At 70.7% G+C, this 22,503-nt stretch carries 20 protein-coding genes; 8 read left to right on the top strand and 12 right to left on the bottom strand.

Features of this window, described 5'->3' with window-relative positions; all coding sequences use genetic code 11:
- Positions 1–25 precede the first annotated feature (25 nt).
- The 8 genes from QU602_RS10830 to QU602_RS10795 are packed head-to-tail and all read right to left on the bottom strand — an operon-like array spanning position 26 to position 7,961.
- Entirely contained in the window at positions 26–1,048 is a 1,023-nt protein-coding gene (locus QU602_RS10830; RefSeq protein WP_308796457.1) for a Gfo/Idh/MocA family protein, read from the bottom strand.
- Positions 1,045–1,929: an NAD(P)-dependent oxidoreductase gene (locus QU602_RS10825; RefSeq protein WP_308796456.1), complete on the bottom strand. Its 885-nt coding sequence runs from the start codon at positions 1,927–1,929 to the stop codon at positions 1,045–1,047. Before QU602_RS10825 ends, QU602_RS10830 begins: the two co-directional genes overlap by 4 nt.
- Positions 1,926–2,726 carry an SDR family NAD(P)-dependent oxidoreductase gene (locus tag QU602_RS10820; protein ID WP_308796455.1) on the bottom strand — a complete coding sequence of 267 codons (801 nt, stop codon included), beginning with the start codon at positions 2,724–2,726 and terminating at the stop codon, positions 1,926–1,928. The genes QU602_RS10825 and QU602_RS10820 overlap by 4 nt, the downstream gene beginning before the upstream one ends.
- Positions 2,723–3,598 carry a carbohydrate ABC transporter permease gene (locus tag QU602_RS10815; RefSeq protein ID WP_308796454.1) on the bottom strand — a complete coding sequence of 292 codons (876 nt, stop codon included), beginning with the start codon at positions 3,596–3,598 and terminating at the stop codon, positions 2,723–2,725. The genes QU602_RS10820 and QU602_RS10815 overlap by 4 nt, the downstream gene beginning before the upstream one ends.
- Positions 3,595–4,581 carry a carbohydrate ABC transporter permease gene (locus QU602_RS10810; RefSeq protein WP_308796453.1) on the bottom strand — a complete coding sequence of 329 codons (987 nt, stop codon included), beginning with the start codon at positions 4,579–4,581 and terminating at the stop codon, positions 3,595–3,597. The genes QU602_RS10815 and QU602_RS10810 overlap by 4 nt, the downstream gene beginning before the upstream one ends.
- 55 nt (positions 4,582–4,636) lie before the next feature.
- Positions 4,637–5,992: an ABC transporter substrate-binding protein gene (locus tag QU602_RS10805; protein ID WP_308796452.1), complete on the bottom strand. Its 1,356-nt coding sequence runs from the start codon at positions 5,990–5,992 to the stop codon at positions 4,637–4,639.
- An 11-nt stretch (positions 5,993–6,003) separates the two neighbouring features.
- Entirely contained in the window at positions 6,004–6,822 is an 819-nt protein-coding gene (locus tag QU602_RS10800) for a sugar phosphate isomerase/epimerase family protein (RefSeq protein WP_308796451.1), read from the bottom strand.
- Positions 6,822–7,961: a Gfo/Idh/MocA family protein gene (locus QU602_RS10795; protein ID WP_308796450.1), complete on the bottom strand. Its 1,140-nt coding sequence runs from the start codon at positions 7,959–7,961 to the stop codon at positions 6,822–6,824. The genes QU602_RS10800 and QU602_RS10795 overlap by 1 nt, the downstream gene beginning before the upstream one ends.
- A gap of 87 nt (positions 7,962–8,048) precedes the next feature.
- On the opposite strand from QU602_RS10795, the gene QU602_RS10790 reads away from it, so the two are divergent.
- The 4 genes from QU602_RS10790 to holA all read left to right on the top strand — a co-directional run bounded on the left by QU602_RS10790 (position 8,049) and on the right by holA (position 13,935).
- Positions 8,049–9,245: a XylR family transcriptional regulator gene (locus QU602_RS10790; protein ID WP_308796449.1), complete on the top strand. Its 1,197-nt coding sequence runs from the start codon at positions 8,049–8,051 to the stop codon at positions 9,243–9,245.
- Positions 9,246–9,345: 100 nt separating this feature from the next.
- Positions 9,346–10,050: a ComEA family DNA-binding protein gene (locus QU602_RS10785; protein WP_308796448.1), complete on the top strand. Its 705-nt coding sequence runs from the start codon at positions 9,346–9,348 to the stop codon at positions 10,048–10,050.
- Between the two features lie 226 nt (positions 10,051–10,276).
- On the top strand, positions 10,277–13,093 hold the full coding sequence (locus QU602_RS10780; protein WP_308796447.1) for a ComEC/Rec2 family competence protein: 2,817 nt from the start codon (positions 10,277–10,279) through the stop codon (positions 13,091–13,093).
- On the top strand, positions 12,982–13,935 hold the full coding sequence (holA, locus tag QU602_RS10775) for a DNA polymerase III subunit delta (protein ID WP_308796445.1): 954 nt from the start codon (positions 12,982–12,984) through the stop codon (positions 13,933–13,935). Before QU602_RS10780 ends, holA begins: the two co-directional genes overlap by 112 nt.
- Before the next feature lie 555 nt (positions 13,936–14,490).
- On the opposite strand, the gene rpsT is transcribed toward holA, so the two are convergent.
- The 4 genes from rpsT to QU602_RS10755 form a co-directional block, all read right to left on the bottom strand.
- Entirely contained in the window at positions 14,491–14,751 is a 261-nt protein-coding gene (gene rpsT / locus QU602_RS10770) for a 30S ribosomal protein S20 (protein WP_308796444.1), read from the bottom strand.
- A gap of 163 nt (positions 14,752–14,914) precedes the next feature.
- Positions 14,915–15,685: an alpha/beta fold hydrolase gene (locus QU602_RS10765; RefSeq protein WP_308796443.1), complete on the bottom strand. Its 771-nt coding sequence runs from the start codon at positions 15,683–15,685 to the stop codon at positions 14,915–14,917.
- Between the two features lie 6 nt (positions 15,686–15,691).
- A complete protein-coding gene (locus QU602_RS10760) occupies positions 15,692–16,315 on the bottom strand; it encodes a response regulator transcription factor (protein WP_308796442.1) in 624 nt (207 codons plus the stop codon).
- Positions 16,312–17,523: a sensor histidine kinase gene (locus QU602_RS10755; protein WP_308796441.1), complete on the bottom strand. Its 1,212-nt coding sequence runs from the start codon at positions 17,521–17,523 to the stop codon at positions 16,312–16,314. Before QU602_RS10755 ends, QU602_RS10760 begins: the two co-directional genes overlap by 4 nt.
- Before the next feature lie 175 nt (positions 17,524–17,698).
- On the opposite strand from QU602_RS10755, the gene lepA reads away from it, so the two are divergent.
- The 4 genes from lepA to QU602_RS10735 all read left to right on the top strand — a co-directional run bounded on the left by lepA (position 17,699) and on the right by QU602_RS10735 (position 22,503).
- The gene (lepA, locus tag QU602_RS10750) at positions 17,699–19,558 is read left to right on the top strand and encodes a translation elongation factor 4 (protein WP_308796440.1); all 1,860 of its coding nucleotides are present in this window, start codon (positions 17,699–17,701) and stop codon (positions 19,556–19,558) included.
- A gap of 50 nt (positions 19,559–19,608) precedes the next feature.
- Positions 19,609–20,055 carry a hypothetical protein gene (locus tag QU602_RS10745; RefSeq protein ID WP_308796439.1) on the top strand — a complete coding sequence of 149 codons (447 nt, stop codon included), beginning with the start codon at positions 19,609–19,611 and terminating at the stop codon, positions 20,053–20,055.
- A 168-nt stretch (positions 20,056–20,223) separates the two neighbouring features.
- On the top strand, positions 20,224–21,855 hold the full coding sequence (locus QU602_RS10740) for an HNH endonuclease (protein WP_308796438.1): 1,632 nt from the start codon (positions 20,224–20,226) through the stop codon (positions 21,853–21,855).
- A 9-nt stretch (positions 21,856–21,864) separates the two neighbouring features.
- Positions 21,865–22,503, top strand: a complete 639-nt coding sequence (locus QU602_RS10735) for a DUF1990 family protein (protein ID WP_308796437.1) — start codon at positions 21,865–21,867, stop codon at positions 22,501–22,503.

The raw sequence follows: 22,503 nt of genomic DNA, 5'->3' as shown, positions 1-22,503 counted from the left end.
TGCCGCACGTGCAGCCGCGACGGGGTCAGCTGGACTCGAGCAGCGTTCCGCCAGCGCGCGCCGAGGCGTGCGCGAGGTCGATCACCTGGACGACGGCGGCCGCATCGCGCGGGTCGACGGGAGGTGGTGAGCCGTCGCGGATCGCTGCCGCGAGCCCGTCATAGAACTCGTCGCAGGCCTGGAGCGGGGCGAGGTCGGCATAGGTGCGGGTCCGCCCGTCTGCGAGCGTGACGCGCAACGTCTCGAAGTCGGGGCACACCGCCGTGCCGAGGGTGCCCCAGAGCGCCCATTTCGGCAGGTCGACGACGTCTTCGCGGAAGACCTCGATCCGCGCGAGCCGACCCTCGGGGAACCCGAGCCGAAGGTCGAGGTAGTGGTCGACCCGGTCATCGGAGAATGTGTGGGTGACCGCGGACACCGTCGACGGCGGTCCGCCGTGCAGCGTGAGTTGATGGTCGACGAGGTGTGGCGAGATCAGGTTCGTGACGCCGCCTCCGCCGGCCGGTTCGTGAGCCCACAACGCCAGATCCGAACCTGCGTGCGGGCGATCGACCCCCGGCACCGTGTATCTGCCGCGGTGCATCCGGCGTTCCTCGACACGCCAGACCTCACCGAGCTCGCCCGAGTCGACGAGCTCGCGAAGCAGCAGGAAGCTGGGTTCCCAGCGACGGTTGTGGAAGACGGTGAGCACTCGCCCGGCGCGCTCCGCGGCGGCGATCATCGCGGCGCATTCCGTGGCGTTCATCGCCATCGGCTTCTCGACGACGACGTGCTTGCCCGCAGCGAGGGCCGCGAGCGCGACGGGGGCGTGCAGATGGTGGGGAGTCGCGACGACGACCACGTCGACGGCCTCGTCGACGACGAGGCGTTCCCACGCGTCGTGCCCGCGAGCGTCGAACCGTTCGGCCGCGGCTGCCGTGCGCGCGGGGGTCCGCGACCATACGGCGACGAGGTCGAAGTCGGACGACCGCTCGATCGTCCCCTCCGCGTGATAGAACCAGCCGCTGTTGCCGAGCCCGACGAGGCCGACTCCGATCGGGCGCGTCATGCGGCCGCGCCCCGGCCGTCGTCCGGTCGGGCAGTCGAAGGAGACCACCACTCGATGAGCGCGGTCTGCCCCCAGCGGCGATCTCCGACCGAGAGCACCTGTTCGAACACGTCGTGCAGCGCGGCCGTGAACGGCAGTCTCACGTCGAGGTCGCCGGCGGTCTGGAGCGCGTACCCCATGTCCTTCGCGTGCAGCGCCATGGTGCCGGCCGAGCCGTACCGTCGCTCCTGCATCGCGGGGAGGACACGCTCGATCAGCCCCGAGTACGCGCCCGTCGGTCGCAGCGCGTCGTGCAGGGTGCCGGGGTCCAGTCCCGCCGCGCGCGCGAATCCCAGGACCTCTGCGACGATGCCCATCCCGACGCCGCTCAGCATGTTCTGCGCGAGCTTGGCGTACTGCCCGTGTCCGTTCGGGCCGACGTGGATCCACTCGACCACCGAGGCGTCCAGCCAGGTCGCCGCATGCTCGAGGTCGGCGCCAGCCCCGCCGACGTACGAGACGAGGCCGTGCTGCCCATACGTGACGGGCGCATCGATCACCCGGATCCCTCGGTCGCGGCCTTCCGCGGCGAGCGAGACGGCACGAGCGGGGAGGTTCGTGCTCATGTCGATGAGGAGGGATCCCGGGCGCAACGAGTCGAAGACCCCGTCGGCCAGCACTCGGTCCACGATCGGCGAGTTCGGGAGCGAGAGGATGAGGACATCGGCCTCCGCGGCGACCATGCTCGCGTCAGCGCGGGGGGCCACTCCCGCATCGACGGCGCGATCGAGTGCTGCGCGGTCGATGTCGAAGGCCGAGACGTCGAGCCCTGCGGAGACGGCGTCCCGCGCGAGGTCGGCGCCGACGTTGCCGAGTCCGATGAGGCCGTATCTCGTGCTCATCGGCTCGCCGCTCCGCCGCCGTCGACCGCGAGCGTCGTGCCCGTGATGAAACTCGCGTCGTCGCTGAGGGCGAAGGTGATCGCCGCGGCGATCTCCTCGGGCTCGGCGAGCCGATTCAGCAGGTTGCCGTTCGCGCCGTGCCGCATGCGTTCGCGTGCCGCCTCCGGATCGGCGTGGTCTTGCAGATGCATCTCCGTGATGGTGCCGCCGGGGGCGACCCCGACGACGCGAACGCCGTCGGGGGCGAACGCCGCGGCCATCGACCGGGTCACCGAGACGACCGCGGCCTTGCTCGCGTCATAGATCCAGCGGCCCGCGCGTGCACGATACGCCGCTTCGGACGAGACGTTCACGACCGCACCGCGGGCGGCGACGAGCGCCGGGGCGACGGCGAGGACGAGGCCCGCGAGCCCGCGGACGTTGACGCCCATGACGAGGTCCCACCCGGTGAGTCCGCGCTCGAGGAACGGGTTCTCCTGCGAGCCGTCGACGTGCACGACGCCCGCGCAGTTCGCCAGCGCGTGCAGTCTCGCATGTCGTGTGGCCAGCGAGGTCCCCGCGGCGGAGACCGCTGCGTCGTCGCCGAGGTCGACGACGACGGTCTCGGCGGATCCGCCCGAGGTGCGGATCGCGGTCGTCGTCCGCTCGGCGTCCTCGGCCGCCCGGTCGATCACGACCACGTGCGCGCCCTCTGCGGCGAGCCGGAGCGCCGTCGCGCGGCCGATCCCGGAAGCCGCGCCGGTGACGGCGGCCACACGGCCGTCGAAGCGACGTTGAGTGATGGATGCGGAGGTCATTTCAGTCCCGTCGTCGAGATGCCGTTCAGCAGGAGTTTCTGGAAGGCGAGGAAGAAGCCGATCACTGGCAGCAGCGACAGCAGTGACATCGCGAACAGGCCGCCGTAGTTCGATGTGCCTGAGGCGTCGACGAACATCGCGAGGCCGATCGGCACGGTGTAGTTCGCGGGGCTGGTCAGGTAGATCAGCGGGTAGAGGAAGTCGTTCCACGCCCAGATGAACGAGAACGCCGCGGTGGTCGCGAGCGCCGGGATCGACAACGGCAGGATGATGCGCAGGAAGATCCGCGCATGGCCGCAACCGTCCATTCGCGCCGCCTCGATGAGCTCACCCGGGATCAGCCGGAAGAACTGCACGAGCAGGAAGACGAAGAACGCCTCGGTGGCGAGGAACTTCGGCACGATCAGCGGGAGGAAGGTGTCGACCCAGCCGAGTTGGCTGAACAACAGGTACTGCGGGATCAGCAGCACGTGGTACGGGAGCATGATCGTGCCGATCATGAGCGCGAACCACACCTTGCGCCCGCGGAACTTCAACCGCGCGAACGCGTACGCCGCCATGGCGCACGAGATCACGTTCCCGATCACGGCGAACACCGCGATGATGATCGAGTTCGTGAAGAACGTGCCGAACGTCGTCGTGCCGATCGCGCGCCAGCCGATCTCGAAGTTCTCGAGCGTCGGGTCGGCGACGAACAGGCCGTTCTCGACGAGCACCTGCTCGGGCGGCCGGAACGCCGAGGCCGTCATCCAGAGCAGCGGATAGACCATCACGAACGCGGCTGAGACGAGACAGACGTGGATGAGGATCCGCCGTACGCGCCAGGACGCCGTGCCGGTGCGCGCCGTGGAGCCGGCCATGGTGAGCGTCATCGATCGTCCTCGTTCCCGTAGTGCACCCAGAACCGCCCGCTGGCGAAGATCGCTGCGGTGGCCGCCGCGATGACGACCAGCAGCACCCAGGCCATCGCCGACGCATAGCCGAACCGCAGCTCGCTGAAGGCGCGCTGATACAGCAGCAGTGTGTAGAACAGCGTCGAGCCCGCCGGTCCGCCGGTGCCGCCGCTCACGACATAGACCTGTGTGAACGCCTGGAACCCGCCGATGATCGCGAGGATGCCGTTGAACAGCACGACCGGCGAGATGGAGGGCAGGGTGATGTGAAGGAACCTCGCCCACCGGCCGGCGCCGTCGAGGGCTGCGGCCTCGTAGAGTTCTCCGGGCACCTGACGCAGACCCGCGAGGAAGATGATCATCGGGGACCCGAAGGTCCACACGTTCAGCACCATGATCGTGATGAGCGCGGTGTCGGGGTCGCCGATCCAGCTGCCGTGTTGCGCACCGAACCACGCGAGGATGTTGTTCAGCAGCCCGGTCTCACCCCACACGAAGCGCCAGAGCACCGCGATGGCGACGCTGCCGCCGAGGAGCGAAGGGATGTAGAAGATGGTGCGGTAGAGACCCAGCGCACGGATGCCGCGGTTCAGCACGGTCGCGATCAGGAGCGCGAAGGCGAGCATGACCGGCACCGAGAGGAACACGTAGAGGAACGTCACCCGCACCGAGCCCCAGTACGCCGGGTCGACGAAGAACATCAGTCGGTAGTTCTCGAGCCCGATCCACTGCATCGTCTGGAACGAGCCGGAGAAGTTCGTGAACGACAGCACCAGCGACGCCAGCATCGGGATCGCCGTGATGCCGAAGAATCCGAGCAGCCAGGGGCTCAGGAACACGTACGCCGCGACGTTCGATCGCCGGCGTTCGCTCCAGGTCCGCCGGCCGACGGCGGGTGGTCCGCCGGGGGCGGGGGCCGTAGGGACGTGCGCGAGGTCTTCGCGCTTCAAGAGTGAGGTCATCATCGCCTTTCTGGCGGTCGGGGGCGTGCGCGGGCGCACGCCCCCGACCCGCGGATCAGAAGCCGGAGAGCGCGGCCTCGGCCTGCTCGATGAACGTCTCGGCGGAGTCCTCGGCCGACATGCGTCCGAACGCGACCTCCTCGTACGCGGTGCGGAACTGGGTGACGAGCTGCTGGGTCGCATCGGGCCAGACATCGACGACGGCGCCGTCGGCGAGCAGCTGCTGGTAGAGCGCCGCGCGCTCCTTGATCGCGGCGGACGTCTCAGGCCGTGCGATCTGGCTGTCGAGCACGGAGGACACGGGAGGCAGACCGGTCTGCGCCTGCAGGATCGTGGCACCCTCGTCGGAGTTCACGAAGTAGTCGATGAAGGCCGTGGCCTGCTTGGTGTTCCCGCAGTTCGACGAGATCGCCCAGCCGTTGGTCCCCACTACCTGCGGCTTCGTCCCTGTCGGCGACGGCGCGATCGAGACGGTGCCCAGCCCGTTCTGATCGAGCGTCAGCTGGATGTCGGAGATGTTGTTGTCGCCCGTGCTCGAGACCATCGCCCGCCCCTGCGCCACGAGTGTCTGCGCGGTCGGCACGCCGACCTGCTCAGCGGTCGTGCCCGCGGGCGGCACCACGCCGTCTTCGATCGCACCGGACCACAGCTCCAGCCAGTCGACGAGGGTGTCTGCGCTGAACCCGATGCCGTCGTCCTCGAACAGGTTCTCACCGCGTTCGATGGCGAAGGCCTGGAACTGGGTCACTTCGCCGCCTCGGTCGGTGAGGGGCCAGACGCCGTCGGGCATCGCGGGTACCGCTGCGGCACCCCATTCGAGGTAGTCCTCCCAGGTGTCGGCGTCGGGCGCGGCGAGCCCGGACTGCTCGATGAAGGGGATGTTCAGGGTGGCACCCTCGTACCAGATGCCGAACGGGATGACATAGAGGTTGCCGTCGGAGGCGCGCTGGCTTTCGAGCACCTCGTCCGGGATCCCCGAGACGTCGATCGTGCCGTCCGCGATGAGGTCGTCGAGTACCAGAAGCGAGCCCCGTGCTTCGTATCGCGCCTCGTAGCGGGACTGCATCGCGACCACGCAGGCCATCGTGTTGCCGGACGACTGGACGGAGAGCCGGTCCCAGTACGCCTCGAACGTGGTGGGTTGAGTCTGGACGTCGACGCCCTCCGCCTGAGCGGCGAACCCGTCGACGACCTCCTGCACGGCGGCGTTGCGGGCGTCGGAGCCGTACCAGGTGATCGAGAGCGGCCCGTCCTCGGAGAGGTCGCCGGACGATGTGGACGCGCCAGGTGAGGCGCAGCCCGCGAGGACGGCGAGGGCCGTCGTCGTCGTGATCGCGGCGACCAGCGTGCGCCGTCGGACGGCGTTCATACGCGGCCTGACGGAGATGGCACCGTTGCCATGGGTTCTCATCGCAGTGTCCTTCATTCCTCGGTGGGTGGATGGTTCGGATGAGCGGAGCGCGATGCGATCACCGCGCCCGCGGTGAGGTCGGCGATCATCGTCGACCGATCGACGAGCGGGAGCTCGACGACGAGGTGTCCGGTGTATCCGGTTGCGACGACCCGGGAGAGGATCGTGTCGAAGTCCACGACGCCCTCGCCGAATCGGACGAAGTCCCCGCCCGCACCGGTGCAGTCCTTCAGGTCCACGTGCACGACACGCGCGGCGAACTCGTCGACGATGTCGAGCGGATCGACGCCGGACGCCACGAAGTGGCCGGTGTCGAGGCACATTCCGATGGCCGGCGACTCCACATCCGCGAAGATCCGCCGATAGTCCTCGGGGAACTCGATCACGTTCCGGGCATGGTTCTCGATCGCGATCGTGATCCCGGAAGCCTGCGCCGCGGGAGCGACCTCGCGGAGCAGGGCGACGACGGCGTCGAGCCCGCCTCGTTCCCCGCGCGCCGATCCGGTGGCCTTGACGACGGAGACGCCCAGTCGCTGTGCGGCGTCGAGGAGCCACATCCACCTCGAGACCTCGCGCGTCAGATCGTGCGGTTCCGGTCCAGGGGCGAACGCAGAGACCTGGAGCGCGGCGGGCCTGAGCCCCGCCGTCGTGCAGCGCTCGACAATCCGCGCGATCCCGGCCGGCGTGAGGTTTCGCGGATACCAGGCGTTGAACTCGATGTCCCGCACGCCGAGTTCGGATGCGGACGCGAAGGTCGGTGCGAAATCCTCGTCGCCGAAGCCGTCGAAGCAGATGGTCGCGACCGTGACGATGGGGCCTGCCGGCGCCATCAGATGACCGCCTCGGCCTGTTTCCCTGCGGCGAGCTCCCCGGCGAAGTCGGGGATGCGCACGCGTTCGCCGCCACGCATCGCCGATTCGTGCGCGCAGATACCGACCGCGGTCCAGTTGGCCGCGACCTCGGCGTCGATGGCCGCCGGGCGACCCTCGACGATGCTTCGCACGAACTCGTGCGCGAGATGCGGGTGGGAGCCGCCGTGTCCACTGCCCTGGACGAACGAGAGATGCTCGTTGTCCTCGTCGTAGACGCCGCGCGTGGTGAATCGTGCGACTTCGGCCGGCAGGAGGTGCGCGAAGTCGGGAACTTCGACGCGTCGTGGCTTCTCACCGACGTGCAGCACGTGACCGGCATCCTGCGTCTGCTCCCACTCGAACGTCGCCCGATCGCCGAACACGGTGAATCCCTCGACGTACTCGTGTGCCGTCTCGAAGAGGGAACGGGCGATCTCTGCGCTCACATTCGAGTTGCGCAGAGCGATGAGGGCGCTCTCGACGGCGAACGGCGACCCGTAGTGTGCAGTGAGCTCGGGCGAGATCCGTCCGGATCCGTGGCAGACGACGCTCTCGGCGAGCGCACCGGCCAGCGCGAGCACGGGGCTCACCGCGTGGGTCGCGTAGTGCATGGGTGGCAGCCCTTCCCAGTATCCGGGCCAGCCGGCCATCTCCTGGAAATGCCACCCTCGGAGGAACTGGATCCGTCCGATGGTGCCGTCGTCCACGAGGCTGCGCACGTGGAGGTACTCGCGTGAGTAAACGACGGTCTCCATCATCATGTAGTTGCGCCCGGAGGCCTTGGCCGCAGCGACGATCGCGCGCAACTCGTCGAGGGTCGTCGCCATCGGCACGGTGCACGCGACGTGCTTCCCCGCCTCGAGCGCCGCGATCGTGTGCGCGGCGTGATCGGGAATGGGGGTGTTGATGTGCACGGCGTCGATGTCGGGATCGGCCACGAGCTCGTCGTAACTGGTGAAGCGTCGGGGGACCTGGAACCGGTCCGCGATCGTCGTGAGCGAGTGCTCGTTGCGTTGGCAGAGTGCGACCAGCTCGGCGTCGGGGTGGGCCTGGTAGATCGGGATGAACTCGGCACCGAATCCCAGGCCGGCGAGCGCAATCCGTACTTTCATCGTCATCGTTGAGCGACCTCCTGGACGCCACGCTATGCGGGCTGACCCTTGCGGCTCCATGCGCGATTACGCATTGATCCGTAGAATTCTTACGTGCGAACCTCCTCACCGACCCGCCATGTCGCGCTGCTGGTCGAGACGTCGAACGCCTATGCGCGGGGCCTGCTCGCAGGCATCCGGAGCTTCGCCGCCGAGCGCCCGCGGTGGTCGTTGTACCTTGCCGAGCACAGTCGGCTCGAGACGGATTACTCGTGGCTCGAGGGGTGGCGCGGGCACGGCGTGCTCGCCCGCGTCGAGACGACCGGGACCGCCGAGGTCATCCGCGCCCTCGACCTTCCCACCGTCGATCTGAGTGCCAAACGGCTCATGCCGGAACTGCCCATCGTCGAGACCGACGACCGGCAGATCGCGGCGTGGGCCGTGGAGCATTTCGCCCGTCTCGGTCTCCGAGAGTTCGCCTACTGCGGCGACGAGCGCTACGGCTGGTCCCTCGCGCGTGGCGACGCCTTCGCCGAGGAGGCGGCGCGGCGCGGCACCGTTGCGCACACCTTCGCGTTGGACGCGTCGGGACGCAGGTCGAGTGAGCGTGAGCGGCTCGCACTGTGGGTGCGCCGCCTGCCCCATCCCATCGGATTGCTCGCCTGCTATGACGTCGCGGGCCAGGAGGTGCTCGAAGCGTGCAAGATCGCCGGGGTGCGGGTGCCCGACGAGGTCGCCGTGCTCGGCGTCGACAACGACGAGCTGTTCTGCACGCTCACCAGCCCGCAGCTGTCCAGTATCGAGCCGGATGCGGCGCGCACCGGATTCCTCGCAGCTGAGCTCCTCGACCACATGATGGCCGGCAGGCCGCAGGCGCCTGGCTTGCGACCGATACCACCCCGACGCATCGCCACGCGCCAGTCGACCGATCTCGTCTCGGTGGACGATCCGCTCGCGGCGGCGGCCATGCGCTTCATCCGTGACCGGTCCGACACCGCGATCCTCGTCGAGTCGGTGCTCCGTCACGTCGGGCTGTCGCGACGCGCACTCGACCTCCGGCTGACGAAGCTCCTCGGCCGAACCGTGCATGGTGAGATCGTGCGTGCGCGGATCGCACGCGTGGCTGAGCTGCTCACGACCACCGATTGGACGCTGCCCCGCATCGCCGAAGAGCTCGACTTCCCGCACGCCGAGTACATGGGCGTCATGTTCAAACGGGAGCTCGGCACCTCGCCCGGCGCCTACCGGCGGGCCGCCGAGGGCCGGGTGTCGCGGCAGTCCGTGTCTCCGCGATCGATCGACGCGCCCTGAGGGCGTCGGAGCGTGTCGACAACCGACGCGCGACGGCGCACTCTCCACAATTCGGGCCGAGTGCGGATCTTCGGCGGCGCGTGTCGCTTACGGTCCCCGCATGGATGCAGACGACCCCGACCCGCTGGCCAAGCTCGATGCGTCCGCGCGTCGTGCGCCGAAGAAGGCCCGGACCGCGGTCGGTGCGGCGATCGTGTGTTTCCTGCTGGCGGTGGCGGTCGCCGCGGTGCTGTCCGCCGGAGGAGGCGGTGAACACGGAGAGCTGATCACCCGCGGGGCCGAGGGGGCCGCCGAGGGCGACGAGGCCGCGACGGCGGGGACCGACGTCGCGGCCGGCGACCCCGGAGCAGTGCTGCTCGTCCACGTGCTCGGGGCCGTCGCGAGGCCGGGGCTCGTCGAGCTGACCGCGGGGGCGCGGGTCGTCGACGCGATCGCGGCGGCGGGCGGGCTGCTGGGCGACGCCGACCCGGCGGGCGTGAATCTCGCGCGGGCCGTCGCCGATGGCGAGCAGATCAGGGTGCCGAAGGTCGGCGAGGTGGCAGCCGGCGACGCCGGGGGAGCTCCCGGCGCAGCGGGTGCGCCGGGAGCGGCGGGCGGCGGGGCATCCGGCGACGGGCTCGTCCACCTGAACGCGGCGACGCTTGCCGATCTCGACACGCTGCCGCGGATCGGGCCCGCGCTCGCCCAGCGCATCCTCGACTGGCGCGACGCGAACGGTCCGTTCACGAGCGTCGACCAGTTGCGTGAGGTTGCCGGCATCGGCGACGCGACGTTCGCCGGGCTCGTCGATCTGGTGGGCCTGTGATGATCGTCTCGGGCCCGAGGGCCGGAACAGCCGACGGCGCCGCGAGACCCGGCCCTGCTGCAGCACGCGGACGTGACGCTGCGCGTTGCGCAGGCGATGTGGCCCCGGAGCGTCGCGCGGGCGCGGAGCGCGGCCGGCATGGGCAGCCGGGCCGGAGCGGGGAGTCTGGGCGGCGTGCGGAGCCTGACCGCGATGGCGAGCCTGCTCGGCGTGCGGGCGGTGACCGGTGCAGGGCGCACGCGGTCAGCGCTGGGCCGGTGCGCCCGGCCGGGGCGCGGGCACTGATCGGGGCTCGGTCTCCAGCCGGCGCGTGTCGGCGATGGGGTTCGGCGACGGGCCGCGCGCGGTGAACCGCGGCGCCGAACCCGTTCGCACGAGAGATCTGCGTCTGCTGACGCCCGCCTGCCTCGCGTGGGTCTCGGCCTGGGTCACCGTCGCAGCACCCGATGCGGGGGTGCCGGGCTGGCTTCCGACGGTCGTCGCATGGACGGCGGCCTGTGGCCTCGCGGTCGCGCTGGTCCTGCTTCGCCGACGTCTCGGAAGGGCGTACAGGTCGGTGATCGCGGCGGCACTCCTCGCGACGGCTGCGGCCGCGCTCGTGACGCAGTCGGTGACGGTGACCGCGGAGGTGCGCGACGCCTCGCCGCTGCGTGCGGCGGCCGAGTCGGCGCGCGAGGTCGACGTCGTCGTCGAGGTCACGAGTGCGCCGCGTGCGGTGACGACGAGCGCGGTGCCCGCGTGGGCACACGAGGTGTCGCGCGTGCGGTACCGGGCGGTCATCGTCGACGTCGACGGCGCGCCGGTGCCACGGGTCGCCGTGAGTGTGATCGGCCCAGGGAAGCCCGGCCTGGTGTTCGGCGCGCGCGCGGCGTTCTCCGCCCGCGTCGATCTCGGACCCGCGGCTGAGGCGTCGGCATTCCGGCTCCGGCCCACAGGCGACGTCGCGACGGCGCCGCCGGCCGGATTCCTCGCCTGGACGGCCGATCTCCGTTCGAGCTTCGCGGCTGAGGCCGGCCGGCTGGGCGGCGACGGCGGTGCGCTCGTGCCCGGCCTCGCGATCGGCGACACGAGCGCGGTCGGCGAGCAGCTCGACGCCGACATGAAGGTGTCTTCGCTCGCCCACCTCACGGCGGTCTCGGGCGCCAACTGCGCGATCGTGACCGCGCTGGCGTTCGCCCTCGCCGCCGCGTGCGGCGCACCCAGGATCGTCCGGGTGCTCGTGGCGCTCGTCGCGCTCGCGGGATTCGTCGCGCTGGTCACCCCAGAGGCCAGCGTGGTGCGCGCGGCGACGATGGCCGTGATCGTTCTGGTCGCGACCGCGTTCGGTCGCCCGGGCGGCGGCGTCGCGGCGCTGTCACTCGCGGTGATCCTGCTCTTGACCGCCGACCCGTGGATCGCGCGAGACTACGGCTTCGCGCTCTCGGTGTGCGCGACGGCCGGCCTGTTGCTCCTCGCCGGACCCCTCGGCGCGCGCCTGTCACGGGTCATGCCCCGGGCGCTCGCGATGGCGCTCGCGGTGCCCATCGCCGCGCAATCGGCATGTCAGCCCGTGCTCATCCTGCTCGACCCCGCGATCGCGTCGTACGGCGTCGTGGCGAACCTGCTCGCCGGTCCGGCGGCCCCGGCCGCGACGATGGCCGGGCTGGCCGGCTGTCTGCTGCTCCCGCTGCTCCCGTCGGTCGGATTCGCGGCGATGCAGGTCGCCGCGGCGCCGGCCACGTGGATCGCGCTCGTCGCGCACGGCGTGGCGGCGTTGCCGGTCGCGCGGGTGCCGTGGGTCGCCGATGCGGGAGGCGCGCTGCTGCTCGCCGTGGGCACCGGGGCAGGAGTGTGGCTGCTGCTCGCGCGCCGCCGTCCACGTTGGATGATCCGCGCGGTAGCCGGCGTGGCGCTGCTCGCGGTCGCCGTGCCGGTCGGGGTGGCGATCGGCGGGCCCGCGCTCCGGCGCGCCGGCCTGCCAGGCGACTGGGTCGTCGCCGCCTGCGACATCGGTCAGGGCGATGCCGTGCTGATCCGAGACGGTGGTGCCGTCGCCCTCATCGACACCGGCCCCGACGAGGCCGCGCTCGAACGGTGCCTCACGCTCACCGGGGTCGAGCGCATCGACCTGCTCGTGCTCACGCACTGGGACGCCGACCATGTCGCCGGGGTCGCCGCCGTCGCGGGGCGCGTGAGCACGGTGATCCACGGGCCGCTCGACGGCGACCGTTCGACGCGTGCCCTCCGCCCGCTCGTCGACGGCGGAGCCGACGCGCACGAGGTCACGGCCGGGATGCGCGGGCGTCTCGGGGCCGCAGCGTGGGAGGTGCTCTGGCCGCCGCCGGATGAGGAGCCCGGCAACGATGCGAGTGTCGTCCTCGCTCTGCGCACAGCCGGCTTCGACGGTCTGTTCCTCGGGGATCTCGGGGAAGCGGCGCAGGCGCGGCTGCTCCGCGACGCCCACCCCGCCGACGTCGATCTGGTGAAAGTCGCCCACCACGGCTCGGCCGATCAGAGCGCCGACCTCTACGCGCGACTCGGCGCGACGGTGGGCCTCATCGGCGTCGGCGCCGACAACGGGTACGGGCATCCGACGGGGTCGCTGCTCGAGCTGCTCGCGGATGCGGGGACCGCCGTCGTGCGGACCGACCGTTCCGGCACGGCGCTGCTCTCGCTCGAGGACGGCGCGTTCCGGGTGTGGACGGAGCGCGTCCGCACCGACACGGCCGGTGCCCGCGCCGACGCGGCCGGCGCCGGCGCTGAGACGATCGCTGCCGGCGCTGAGCGGAGCGACGTCGGCGCGTGGGTGGCCCGGCATCACCTCATGATCTGGGAGCGTCGGCGGCCGACCATAGACTTGAGCGTCGGCGAACGGAGACATCAGTGGCAGCACGCGGCGGCAGCGGATCGGCCAAGAGCAAGGCGGCGATCCCGCAACTCGCGTGGAATCAGGTGCGGCCCGCGCCGGTGGTGCTCGTCTCCGGTCCCGAGAACGTGCTCGCGGAGCGCGCGATCGGCATGCTCCGCGACTTCCTGCGATCCGAAGACCCGTCACTCGAGGTGAGCGACCTGGAAGCCGACGGCTATCGACGCGGCGAATTGCTCACGCTCGCGAGCCCGTCGCTCTTCGGCGAGCCTCGACTCATCCGGGTGTCGGGGGTTGAGAAGTCGAGCGACGACTTTCTGCTGGACGCGCTGGAGTATCTTCCGGCGACCGCTGAGTCGACCACGTTGGTCCTTCGCCACCGCGGCGGCATGCGAGGCAAGAAGCTGCTCGACGCGATCCGTGCGGGTGGTGGTGATGCCATCGAGATCGTCTGCGCCGAGCTGAAGAAGGACGCCGAGAAGCAGGACTTCGCCGCAGCCGAGTTCCGGGCGGCCGGCCGACGCATCGCGCCCGCCGCGCTCCGGGCGCTCGTCGCGGCGTTCAGCGACGACCTCGGCGAGCTCTCGGCGGCGTGCCGTCAGCTTCTCGCCGACGCACCGGGCGACATCGACGAACGCACCGTCGCCAAGTACTACGGCGGCCGCGTCGAGACCACCGCGTTCGCGGTCGCCGACGCCGCCATCGCCGGCCGGCAGGGCGAGGCGCTCATCGCCCTGCGGCAAGCGCTCGAGTCCGGCTCCGATCCGGTCCCCATGGTCGGCGCGTTCGCGGTGAAGATCCGCACCATGGCGAAGGTGTACGGCGCGAGGGGGTCGTCGGCGCAGCTCGCGTCGAGCCTCGGGCTCGCGCCGTGGCAGGTCGACCGCGCCCGGCGCGACCTCGTCGGCTGGGAGGATGCGGGGCTGGCGCGCGTCATCGAGGCGCTCGCGGCGACCGATGCGGCAGTCAAGGGCGCCGAACGCGACCCGGTCTTCGCCCTCGAACGCCTGGTCGTCCTGATCGCCGACCGGGGCCGCTGACCTCACGGGCCTCCGCCGGTCCGCCCGCCCCATCGCGTTACCACACCGTCGCGTCACCACCGTCGCGTCACCACCGTCGCGTCACCACCGTCGCGTCGGCCCACGTCCGCCCGCCCGGTAGTGCCCCTCCTCGCTCCTGCCCGCCGCCGTCCCTGCCCGCGCCTGCCGGCGCCACAGCCCGCCACAGCCGGCGCCTGCCTGCGCCCCGGGCGCACTCACGTTGGAGGACGAATGACGCATTGGAGTGCGGAATGAACCGTCCTCGGACGCGCAGTTCGACCTCCAACGCGGCCGCTGACGGCTCTCCCGTGCCCCACCGACCGTGCCCCGCCGACGGCGCCCCGCCGAGCGCGTCTGGAGCCTCGCCGCCCACAGACTGCACGTTGGAGGTCGGATTCCGTGTTGGAGTGCGGAAGAACTCGACCTCCATGACCGAATTCGACCTCCAACGCCACAGCAGACGATGGGGCCGAGGCGCGCGCGACGTGCGTGCGCCGGACGCAGAACGGCCCCGCACCGAGGGGTGCGGGGCCGTTCGGGCGTGGGCGCCGTGCGTCAGAGCGCGGCGACCTGCTTCGCGATGGCCGACTTGCGGTTGGCGGCCTGGTTCTTGTGGATCACGCCCTTCGAGGCGGCCTTGTCGAGCTTGCGGTTCGCGACACGGAGCGCGGCGGTGGCCTTCTCCTTGTCGCCCTCGGTGATGGCGTCGCGCGTCGCGCGGATGACGGTCTTGAGCTCGCTCTTGACGGCCTTGTTGCGCTCCTGCGCCTTCAGGTTCGTGCGGATGCGCTTGATCTGCGACTTGATGTTTGCCACGTGGTGTGTCTTTCGTTTCGGTGCGGGTGAGTGAATGCCGTCACGAGGTAGAGGGACTCGTGGCCGACGATCGCGCGGGGTGGGACCCGCGCGCAAGCCAACAAAGAACGATACCAGCTTCGCGCGAGCGGTTCCAATGCGCGTGCGCGCGCCGCCGGAGCGCTCAGGTGCGGCGCGCTCCGCGTCGTGCGATGGCACGACGGCGGTCGAGCTCGGCGACCGCGCCGAGGATCGCGGCGGTGAACGCCTCGGGCTGGACGAGGCTCACCAGGTGGGTGGCGCCCGGGATCACGATCAGACGAGCATCGTGTGCCGCCCGGAGCATCCGTCGCTCTTCGATCCGGAAGTGATCGAACCGGCCGTTGACCAACCACACCGGGCACTCGACCCGACGCAACGCGTCCTCGATGTCGAGCTCGCCGACGGCGCCGACCGCCGGCGCCATGACGTCGAGCGCGACGCCTCCGGCGATGACGTCCTCGACCGCGTTCGGCGGCAGGAACCAGCGAGCCATCGTGTCATTGAGCCCCCGGCCGCGGTCGGGCAGTCGGCTGATCGCCGCGGCGAGCCGCTGATACCCCTTGAGCGCGACCCCTCGCGGACGCGTGCTGCACGAGGCCGCCACCAGCCCGTCGAGCCGGTCCGGCCGGCGCGCCGCGTACTCGATCGCGAGGTAGCCGCCGAGGCTGAGCCCGACGAGCAGCCGCGGCACATCGTCCGGCGCGCCCGCATCGCCGCCGCCGGGGTTCAACGCCTCGTCGATCGCATCGAACGTCGCCTCGAGCGAGAACGGCTCGCCGATCCGCGTACCGTGCGCGGGCAGGTCGACGGCGTGCACCTCGAGGTCGTGCTCGGCCAAGGGCAGCACCTGGTTGCGCCACATGGTGGCCGACGTGCGGATGCCGTGCAGCAGCACGACGCGGGCTCTGGGCATGCTCGCTCACGCTCCCCGGATCTGTCCGAGCTCTCTGGCGCGTGCGACCGCCGCCGTGCGCGAGCCCACGCGGAGTTTGGCGAAGATGTGCACGAGATGCGACTTCACGGTCGCCTCGCTGAGGAACAGGGCGCGGCCGATGTCCCGGTTCGAGCGGCCCGCGGCGACGAGCGTGAGCACCTCGGTCTCGCGCACCGTGAGCTGGTGGTCGGCCGCGCGCGCCGCGCGCAGTCTCGACGAGACGGCGGGGGCGAGCGCCGTCTCGCCGGCCGCGGCGGCGCGCACCGCGGCGACGAGTTCGGCGGGCGGTGCGTCCTTCAAGAGGTAGCCGCTCGCGCCGGCCTCGATCGCACCGAGGATGTCGGCGTCCGTGTCGTAGTTCGTGAGCACCAGCACCTGCGGCGCGCCGACGCTCGCACGGATGCGCCGCGTCGCCTCTGCCCCCTGCAGATCGCCCGGGAACTGCAGGTCCATGAGCACGAGGTCGACGTCGCGCGCGACGGCGAGCTCGACCGCCTCGGCCGCCGTGCCGGCCTCCTCGGCGACGAGCAGGTCGGGCTCGGCATCGAGCAGGGCTCGGATGCCGGCGCGGACGACGGGATGGTCGTCGGCGAGCAGGACGCGGATCATGCGACGCCTCCGATCGGGAGTCTGACCGAGACAGCCGTGCCGTCGCCCGGCGCGGACTCCACGACGGCACGGCCGCCGAGCCGCTCGACGCGCTGTTGGATCGCGGTCAACCCGAATCCGGTGCCGGGTCCTGGTGTGTACCCGCGTCCGTCGTCGACCACGTCGAGCGCCACCTCGTCGCCGAGATAGGTGAGCGTGAGCTCGGCGTGCGAGGCGTCGGCGTGCTGCACCACGTTGGCGAGCGACGCCTGTGCGACCCGAAGCAGGGTCGCCTCGAGCGCCATCGGCAGCGCGGCGGCCTCGCCGCTCACGGTGAAGTGCACCTCGGTGGAGCGGCCCGCCTGCGCGGCCTGCTCGGTGGTGGCCGCGGCGAGCCGGCGCAGCGCGGCCGGGAGGGTGCGGTCGTCGAGGGCGGGCGGCGTCAGTTCGCGGATGAATCGCCGGGTCTCCGCGAGGTTCTCGGCCGCGGTCTCCCGGGCCAGTTCGAGCCGGCCGAGCGTGCTCGGGTCGTCGACCTCGCGTTCCGCGGCGTGCAGCAGCATCTGAATGCTCGACAGGCCCTGCGCCACGGTGTCGTGGATCTCGCGGGCGAGGCGCTCGCGCTCGGCGAGCGACCCCGCCTCACGGCTCGCCGCGGCGAGCTCCTCACGGGTCGCGAGCAGGTCGAGGATGAGTGCTTGGCGGTCGCGGGTCTCGCGGGCCATCTGGTGATAGCCGAGCCCGATCACGATCGCGACGCCCGCCGCGATGAGCGGGCCGAGCACGCTGCCGACCTCGAACCCGAGGTGCATGGTCGTGCCCCACACCGACAGCCCGAACGTCACGACGACGAGCGGCACCGCGATCGCGGGCGGCAGGATGTGCAGCTCGAGGAAGAACAGCGGGAACGCGAGGAACGCCGCGTCGGGGGTGAGCGCGCTGAGCGCGATCCACAGCGCGAGCAGGCCGACGAGCCACAGCACGCGCGGCCAGAGCGGGAAGTGCCGGTGTGCGGCGGCCACGCCGGCGCCGTACCAGACGAGGAAGAGCACCGTCAGCACGGCGACGGGGACCTCGGTCGGCTCGTCGGCCAAGAGGGCGCGGACGACGACGAAGAGCGCGAGGCCGACGACGAGCAGATGGAGCCCGCCGCGGAGGGCGGTGAACACCGGCCGCAGCGCGGACGGGGCGACGGGTGCGGCGCCGGGCTGGGCCTCGAGCACGGTCATGGTGGTGCCAGCGTAGCCGTGGCCCGCGACGCGGGGAATCCATCGAACGGCGGAGACGCGCGGAGCGCGGAGGCATCCGTTCGCGTCGCGCCGTCGCGCCCCGCGGACGCGTCGCGCCGTCGCGTGTCCGGCCCGCAGTCCGGCGCGCGCGCCCAGTCATGGGAGAATCGTCAGGATGTCTCCGAGAGCCGCCAACCCGCCGGTGCCTGCCGCCACCGATCCCGCGCTGATCCGCAACTTCTGCATCATCGCGCACATCGACCACGGCAAGTCGACGCTCGCCGACCGCATGCTGCAGATCACGGGCGTGGTCGCCGATCGCGACATGCGCGCCCAGTACCTCGATCGCATGGATATCGAGCGTGAGCGCGGCATCACGATCAAGAGCCAGGCGGTGCGCATGCCCTGGCAGGTCGGCGACGGCTCGTTCGCGCTCAACATGATCGACACACCGGGCCACGTGGACTTCAGCTACGAGGTCTCGCGTTCGCTCGCGGCCTGCGAGGGCGCGATCCTGCTGGTCGACGCCGCGCAGGGCATCGAGGCGCAGACGCTCGCGAACCTCTATCTCGCGCTCGAGAACGACCTCGAGATCATTCCGGTCCTGAACAAGATCGATCTGCCGGCCGCGGACCCCGACAAGTACGCGAAGGAGCTCGCCGATCTCATCGGCGGCTCGCCAGACGACGTGCTCAAGGTGTCGGGCAAGACGGGCCTCGGCGTCGAGGAGCTGCTGGATCGCGTGGTCGAGCGCATCCCGGCCCCGGTCGGCGATGCGGATGCTCCGGCGCGGGCGATGATCTTCGACTCCGTCTACGACAGCTACCGGGGCGTGGTCACCTACGTCCGGATGGTCGACGGCCACCTGAACCCGCGCGAGCGGATTCAGATGATGTCGACGAGGGCGACCCACGAGATCCTCGAGATCGGCGTGAGCGCGCCCGAGCCGACGCCCACGAAGGGCCTCGGCGTCGGCGAGGTCGGGTACCTCATCACGGGCGTGAAAGACGTGCGCCAGTCGAAGGTCGGCGACACGGTGACGACGGCGCTGAAGTCCGCGACCGAGCCGCTCGCGGGGTACACCGAGCCGCTGCCGATGGTGTACTCGGGCCTCTACCCGATCGACGGCAGCGACTATCCGATCCTGCGCGAGGCGCTCGACAAGCTCAAGCTCTCCGACGCGGCGCTCATCTACGAGCCCGAGACGTCGGTCGCGCTCGGCTTCGGCTTCCGCGCCGGATTCCTCGGGCTGCTGCATCTCGAGATCGTGACCGAGCGGCTGCGCCGCGAGTTCGGGCTCGACATCATCGCGACCGCGCCTTCGGTGGTCTATGAGGTGACGACCGAGGACAAGAAGACGGTCACGGTCACGAACCCGAGCGAGTTCCCGACCGGCGCGAAGATCGCCGAGGTTCGCGAGCCGATGGTGAAGGCCGCGATCCTCGCGCCGAAGGACTACGTGGGCACCATCATGGAGCTCTGCCAGTCGCGCCGGGGCAGCCTCATGGGCATGGACTACCTCGGTGAGGACCGGGTCGAGATCCGCTACACCATCCCGCTCGGGGAGATCGTGTTCGACTTCTTCGACCAGCTGAAGTCGAAGACGGCCGGCTACGCGTCGCTCGACTACGAGCCGGTCGGCGACCAGGCTGCCGACCTCGTGAAGGTCGACATCCTGCTGCAGGGCGAACAGGTCGACGCGTTCAGCGCCATCGTGCACCGCGACAAGGCGTATGCGTACGGTGTGCTCATGACCGGCCGCCTCCGCGAGCTCATCCCGCGGCAGCAGTTCGAGGTGCCGATCCAGGCCGCCATCGGTGCCCGCATCATCGCCCGGGAGTCGATCCGCGCGATGCGCAAGGACGTGCTCGCGAAGTGCTACGGCGGCGACATCTCACGCAAGCGCAAGCTCCTCGAGAAGCAGAAGGAGGGCAAGAAGCGCATGAAGATGGTCGGCCGCGTCGAGGTGCCCCAGGAGGCCTTCATCGCCGCCTTGAGCGGCGAGACCGAGGTCAAGAAGGACGCGAAGAAGTAGCAACCGTGAGCTGCGAGGGTCACGCCGACAGTGTTCCTTAGGATGAGCCGGTGGAGTTCGAATACTGGCTCACCGGCACGGGTTGGGCCAAGGCATCTGTTCGCCATGAGGATGCGACCCTTCCGCTCTCGGCCTCATACATCCAAGATGCGCTCGGAGACCTGCTGCAAGCTGTCGACGACCTTCTCGCCGGAGCTGGTTCATCGCGCTGCGTGTGGTGGGAAGAGCCCGGCCAGTATTGGTGGCTCCTCGAACGCTCGGGAGAAGGCGTCAACCTCAGCATTCTGTGGTTCGACGATTGGGTGCGCGAACCCGACGGATCTGGCGTGCTGAAGTTCGCGGAGGCGCTCCCGCTCGCGGATCTCGCGACGGCCATTGCGGTGGGTTCTGCGAAGGTGCTGGCCGAACACGGTGCCGAAGAGTATCGCCGCCGTTGGGTCGAAGCGCCATTCCCGGAGGAACTGTTGTCGAAGATTCAGGCGCGCTTGTCTGCATGAGCCGGTTTGGCCCGACCCGATTCGCCGGGCATCGGGCGTTGACACGGCATGACGCCTCGGAGAAGACGGCTCCTCCGCAGAGAGCGTGCCATCCAAGAAAGAATTGTCCCGATCAAGTCGTATTTTCCCGTTCACCGGATGTCAGTGGGTGGGTGCAGACTGCTTCGCATGACGACCTCTCCGATCGACCGGCTGCATGCCGAGGTGGGTGAGCTCGCCGCCGCGTGGACGGCGGCGCAGCCGGCGCTCGGTGCGGCGCCTGATTCCGATGCAGTCGGGGAGCGGGCGTTCGAGGCATTGAGCGGCGACGGATTGGTGCGGGTGGTCGAGCGTGCGGCGCGCCTCAAACGTGCGGTGGAGTCGTTCCTGGCTCGGGCCGGTACCGAGGTCGCGCGGCGTTCGGCACCGGAGTTCGGGGCAGACGGGTTGGCGAAGCGGTACGGGCACTCGAGTCCGGCACGTCTGGTCGCATCGGCGACCGGCGGCGGGCAGGGTGAGGCGGCCAGGTTGCTCGCGGTCGGTGAAGCGACCCGGGCAGGCGAGTCGTTCACGGGCGAGGCGACGCCGGCGAAGTACGCGTACGTACGCGCGGGGCTCGACGCGGGCGCGCTGAGCATCGAGGCGGCGAATCTGATCACGGGCATGCTGCGCCGCGTCGAGCTGCGCGCGGACGCGGGGCTGATCGGTTCATACGAGCAACGGCTTGTGGGGGTCGCGGTGGGCGCGCCGCTGTCGCTGGTGGGGCGTGCCGTCAAGGAGGCAGAGGCGACGCTCGATGCCGAGGGACTGGCTCGGTCCGATGAACGGATGCGTGAGGAGCGGTCACTGACGTTCCGCGAAGATGCCGACGGCGTGTTCCACCTGCGCGCCCGGCTCGACCCGGTCACGGCCGCACCGGTGAAAGCGGCCCTGGATGCACTCGTGAGCGACGCGCTCCGCCGGCGCGGGTCCGGTGGCACGGCCACCGCCGGCGGTGCCGGAGACGATGGTCGCGGCCGCGGCCGCGGCCGCGACCAAGGCGCTGGTGCCGGTGCCGATGCGGGTGGGGTGGGTGCGGTGATCGAGGATCGACGATCGATCCCGCAGGTGCAGGCTGATGCGCTGGCCGAGCTGGCCCGGCACGCACTGGGCTGCCAGGCCGCGCCCGGATCGGTCCCGGCGACCACGATCGTCGTGCGAATGAGTCTTGAGGCACTGCGCGAGGGCGTGGGTGTCGCGGAGATCGACGGCATCGACCGGCCCGTCGCGGCGGGCACCGTCCGAAAGCTCGCCGCCGACGCGGAACTCATTCCGGCCGTGCTCGGCAGCGACAGCGTCCCGCTCGACCTGGGGCGTGGCACCCGCCTGTTCAGCAGGTCCCAGCGACTGGCGCTGATGGAACGCGACGGCGGCTGCGCGTCCTGCGGAGCCAACATCACCTACGCCGAAGCGCACCACGTCGAGTGGTGGAGCCGAGGCGGCCCGACCGACCTGGCCAACGGTGTCATGCTCTGCGCGAGCTGCCATCACCAGATCCACGACCAGGGCTGGCAGGTCCGCATCACCGGCAAGGGTCGCCGCGGACAGGTCTGGTTCATTCCGCCGCCACACCTGGACCCCGACCAAACACCTCGACTGGGCGGCAAAGCCCGCTTCAGCCCTAAACGCGAACGCCCGCCTTCGCCGGCGCCCGCCCCCGGACGCGCACCGGGATCTCGAAGCGTGCCCGCACCCGCGCGCACCGGTACTGCGGCCTCGCCGAGCTGCGACGCACGACCGCCCCGCGTCCTCAGACTGGGCCAGCAGCAGACCACGACGTAAACTGAGCGGATGTCTCGTCGCAGTACCTTCACCGATCAGTCCGTGACCTACGGGGCCATCGGCGCGACACTCGACCCCGACTTCCTTCGGTATCCGCCTGAGGGGTTCCGGCCCGCCGAGGACCGCGTGAAGCTCGGCTCGGGAGCCGAACGGTTCGAGCGCGCGGCCGAACAGCTCATGACGTGGGGTGTGCAGCAGGGGTCCGGCTTCACGGTGACCGAGATCTCGCCCGGTACCGGAGCGCAGTACTCGGGGCTCGCCTTCGACCCCGAGGGCTCGCCGCTCCAAGCGCAGCCCGCGCAGCGCACCGAGCAGCGGTTCGCGGCCGACGGAACGCCGTTCATCACGGCCGGCATGACGGCCACGCTCCGCAGCGGGCGGCATAGCGTGCCCGTGCTGGTCGTGTACGTCATCGACGAGCCCGATCGCATCGGGTTCGCGTACGGCACGGCCGGTGACGCGCCCGAGGCCGGCGAGGAGTCGTTCATCCTCGAGCGCCGCGACGACGACTCCGTGTGGCTCACCGTGCGGTCGATCCTCGAACCCGCCGGCGGCCTGCGCCGCCTCACTGCGCCCCTGCAGCGTCGTCGTCGTCGCGAGCTCACCAAGCAGCAGCTCCGCGCGCTGCATCCCGCGTTCCCGAGCTGA

The organism is Agromyces protaetiae, from assembly GCF_030866785.1.
GTDB lineage: Bacteria > Actinomycetota > Actinomycetes > Actinomycetales > Microbacteriaceae > Agromyces > Agromyces silvae.
Note: the sequence above shows the minus strand (reverse complement) of the source record. Positions and strands in the feature narration are given on the sequence as shown.

Excerpts from the sequence above, each read along its gene's own strand:
- QU602_RS10800 (WP_308796451.1), bottom strand. The coding sequence starts at position 6,822 with ATGGCGCCGGCAGGCCCCATCGTCACGGTCGCGACCATCTGCTTCGAC.
- QU602_RS10830 (WP_308796457.1), bottom strand. The coding sequence starts at position 1,048 with ATGACGCGCCCGATCGGAGTCGGCCTCGTCGGGCTCGGCAACAGCGGC.
- QU602_RS10810 (WP_308796453.1), bottom strand. The coding sequence starts at position 4,581 with ATGACCTCACTCTTGAAGCGCGAAGACCTCGCGCACGTCCCTACGGCC.
- QU602_RS10820 (WP_308796455.1), bottom strand. The coding sequence starts at position 2,726 with ATGACCTCCGCATCCATCACTCAACGTCGCTTCGACGGCCGTGTGGCC.
- lepA (WP_308796440.1), top strand. The coding sequence starts at position 17,699 with ATGTCTCCGAGAGCCGCCAACCCGCCGGTGCCTGCCGCCACCGATCCC.
- QU602_RS10805 (WP_308796452.1), bottom strand. The coding sequence starts at position 5,992 with ATGAGAACCCATGGCAACGGTGCCATCTCCGTCAGGCCGCGTATGAAC.
- QU602_RS10755 (WP_308796441.1), bottom strand. The coding sequence starts at position 17,523 with ATGACCGTGCTCGAGGCCCAGCCCGGCGCCGCACCCGTCGCCCCGTCC.
- QU602_RS10760 (WP_308796442.1), bottom strand. The coding sequence starts at position 16,315 with ATGATCCGCGTCCTGCTCGCCGACGACCATCCCGTCGTCCGCGCCGGC.
- QU602_RS10825 (WP_308796456.1), bottom strand. The coding sequence starts at position 1,929 with ATGAGCACGAGATACGGCCTCATCGGACTCGGCAACGTCGGCGCCGAC.
- QU602_RS10815 (WP_308796454.1), bottom strand. The coding sequence starts at position 3,598 with ATGACGCTCACCATGGCCGGCTCCACGGCGCGCACCGGCACGGCGTCC.
- QU602_RS10740 (WP_308796438.1), top strand. The coding sequence starts at position 20,224 with ATGACGACCTCTCCGATCGACCGGCTGCATGCCGAGGTGGGTGAGCTC.
- QU602_RS10735 (WP_308796437.1), top strand. The coding sequence starts at position 21,865 with ATGTCTCGTCGCAGTACCTTCACCGATCAGTCCGTGACCTACGGGGCC.
- QU602_RS10785 (WP_308796448.1), top strand. The coding sequence starts at position 9,346 with ATGGATGCAGACGACCCCGACCCGCTGGCCAAGCTCGATGCGTCCGCG.
- QU602_RS10765 (WP_308796443.1), bottom strand. The coding sequence starts at position 15,685 with ATGCCCAGAGCCCGCGTCGTGCTGCTGCACGGCATCCGCACGTCGGCC.
- QU602_RS10795 (WP_308796450.1), bottom strand. The coding sequence starts at position 7,961 with ATGACGATGAAAGTACGGATTGCGCTCGCCGGCCTGGGATTCGGTGCC.